Origin of the sequence: Deinococcus alpinitundrae (genome assembly GCF_009982895.1) — a bacterium.
GTDB lineage: Bacteria > Deinococcota > Deinococci > Deinococcales > Deinococcaceae > Deinococcus > Deinococcus alpinitundrae.
Map to the genome: position 1 here is coordinate 1 of NZ_WXZL01000072.1, position 2,982 is coordinate 2,982.

Sequence of the window (2,982 nt, forward strand, 5' to 3'; positions counted from 1 at the left end):
GTGTAAAGCTGTCCAGCACGAGTTTCCTTTGCGTTCACACCCTCATTCTGAGGTGCAAAGCCGTGCTGGACAGCTTTTTCGTAAACCGCAACATCTCAGAAAAGACAGCGGCAGACCTGATGTTCAAGTACGGAAACGCCGTGAGTAACGCCAAGAGTGCGCCTCAAGTTCAGCAGGTCGCCCAAGAAACCAGCCTGCGCCTCCAGTACATCCAGATCCGGCAGAACGCCGAGATCATCCGGCTGCTGAGCGAGATCGCCGCCAAGAAATGAACACCCTCCAGTGCGGCCAGCGTGTCCCGCTCTCGCAATGCCGAAAGCATAATTCAACAAGGAAATATCATGAATAGACTGAAGCTAGTCAATCTTCTCTTGGTCCCTCTACTATTAAATGCTTGCGGTTCAGTCAGTCAGTATTGTGCGGGTAGTGGAATTTGCCGACTAGGCCTAGAAGATGTTCAGCCTTACGCGCATGTAGATGTACCAAATCAAGCAACCGTAGAGATTAAAAGAGGTACAACAATTACTGTGGGCGTCATATTATAACGTCGTGGCATTCCTGAGAATGTCGCAGTCTCTTTGGGCGGAATTCCTCGGACCACTGTGAACATTGCTGACCCTACTTTATTGTATGACAGCAACGGAATAATCATAAGAGCTACAGAAAAGCAATTCAAGGGCAACGATGCAAAATTATTATCGAAGCGTCTCCCAGCGCAGTTCAACCAGATGTTCCGGAATACGGGGGGCTGCTTGCTATTGGAGTACATAAAACATCATCGAAACTTGGATCCTTTGGATCTTTCAGCATAGGTATAAAGCTTTTAGACAATTAATCATAGAACGTAGTAACGTCACGCTGTGTTTACTGGATAACGTTCAGATGGAAAAGGAGAATTCATGCAACGAAAGACAGCACTCCTGATCGCGCTGACCCTCTCCACGGTAGGGGCGAAATCCACTTCACTCCGAAGCCTAATGAACGGCAGTGGCGGGCAAATGACCATCAACTCCAATATCTTCATGGTCACCAAACGCACCACCGCAGGGAACTATTTAACGCTCGGCGTCGGGAACGCTGTCACCTCCAGCGGTAAAGTCGGCACCCTGAACGTTCTCGCGTTTCGTGAGTACCTCACGCCTGCGGAACGCGATCTTTTCAACACCAACGTTATCCGCGTGGCCTTGACCTGCTTCAATTTGTTGCCTGAGCGCGCACCGGCAATCACCGCTTGGTTGGATCGTCAGAGCCAGTCCACGTTTCGCAAAGTCGCCAGCGGCTTCGGCCCGATGACCCTGATTTTCGAGCGCGATCTGCTGGAGAGTGGTGATTTCTACACTGGCGTCGTTTTAACCCGCTCTGGTGAACCTGGTGTGTCGCCTTGGAAAAACTACTGTACGCCGTGAGTTTTCTTCCTCCTTATGCCGCCGCTCCATTCGGAGAAGGTACTGGGAACGTCGAACTGGCGAAGCTGGTGCTGGCGGTCATTCTGCCCAAGAAGCAATCAGAAACGAGCGTTCCAGACGTCGCTCACCGTCGCGGCGGGCCAAGTGAAGGCAACACAACCAGCCTAGTGCTTACGCCAACTGGCGCATGCCTTCAGACTGCGCGGCAAGTATGGTGGTCTTATGCTGCCTGCCATCGCGCGAAAATCGGTCACAGGCGTCGTGCCGCTCCTGCTGGCCCGCTTTGAAATGAAGGACGCACAGGCCCTGGGCGGCTTTGAGAGCGCTGTGTTCGCCACGCCGCAGCAGATCTTGAAGCTGACCCACACCCTGCGCCGGGAGGAAGCATTCATTGAGGCCGAACTGCATTTCGTCCGCCACCTGGCCGACCATCATGTTCCTGTCGCCCGCCCCCTGCCGTCCCAGGCAGGCCGCTGGGTGGAGGCGTCCCCTGACGCGGAGGGGGGAAACTGGCTAGCTTATGCCTTCGCCCGCGTTCCGGGACACCCGCTGCTCGCCGAGCACCTGACGCCAACCGTGGTCCGCGCCTGGGGGCGGCTGACAGGACAACTGCATATGTTGTCTCGGCGCTATCTTCCCGATTCACACCTGCCCCGACGACAGCACTGGCACACCGAACCCGTACTCGATCTGCGGCGTTTGCCGCCTGGTTTAGACGAACAGCAGCAGCGTGGTCAGGCGTTGATCGAGCGAGTCAAGGCGCGGCTGTGCACCTCAGAGAATTACGGCTTGATCCAGTCGGACTTGCACGGCGACAACCTTCACTGGGACGGTCAGACGCTCTACGCTTTCGATTTCGACGACTGCGAATATCATTTCTTTCTGAATGATCTGGCCGTAAGCCTGCACAGCGTGGCCCAGCTGGTGCCACCTGGAGAGGACGCAACGTCTTTCTGCAAGCGTTTTTTGGAGATGTACCTGCCCGCCTATCAAGAAGTCTGTCGACTCCCCCCAGATTGGCGGGAAGCGCTCGCCGATCTCCTCCGCCTGCGGGACGTGCTGATGCTGGGCGTGCTGGCTGAAGCCTGGGGGATCGGCACACCTCACGAGCAGCTTGAGGTGGCGGAGGACCTGGAAGTTTTTAAACGTTACGCCCGTCGGGTGGGCCGGGGCGAAGCCATCTGCAACGTCGATTGGGCGAGGTTGTAGACCACACCCAGACCGCTATCTCGGCACCTCAGCTGCATCGTGCTACAAACCCTCAGAGAGGAAGCAAGGTATGCAAGCAAGTGGCAAGCTCTAAGAGGGTCGATTAGATAAGGATCGTTGTTAACGTTTTCGCCGTCCTAGTCAGGTTAAATTGCCTATTACATCTCTTGGTTGCTCCGTTCAGGGGTGTAACAGTGAGGCATGCTCGCTGCCCCACTCAAATACTGCACACTCTGAATCAAAAGTTCTTGGCAAATTCCTTACAAGTGACTCCGCTTTTTTAGGCGTCTCGAATCCGATTTACCTACTGGCAATTAGTAAAATAATGACCGGGCTTAACGCCTAAAAATAGCAAGTATTCCCGCAC

The 2,982-nt window shown here is 54.6% G+C and carries 3 protein-coding genes; all 3 read left to right on the top strand.

All coding sequences use genetic code 11. The annotated features are described in order from the left end of the window. Positions 1-119 precede the first annotated feature (119 nt). The 3 genes from GUI70_RS22340 (at position 120) to GUI70_RS22350 (ending at position 2,615) form a co-directional block, all read left to right on the top strand. A complete protein-coding gene (locus GUI70_RS22340) occupies positions 120-272 on the top strand; it encodes a hypothetical protein (protein WP_161884474.1) in 153 nt (50 codons plus the stop codon). A gap of 627 nt (positions 273-899) precedes the next feature. Next, complete coding sequence (locus GUI70_RS22345) at positions 900-1,406, top strand: hypothetical protein (RefSeq protein ID WP_161884475.1); 507 nt, start codon at positions 900-902, stop codon at positions 1,404-1,406. 222 nt (positions 1,407-1,628) lie between these two features. After that, positions 1,629-2,615: a phosphotransferase enzyme family protein gene (locus tag GUI70_RS22350; RefSeq protein WP_161884476.1), complete on the top strand. Its 987-nt coding sequence runs from the start codon at positions 1,629-1,631 to the stop codon at positions 2,613-2,615. Positions 2,616-2,982 lie beyond the last annotated feature (367 nt).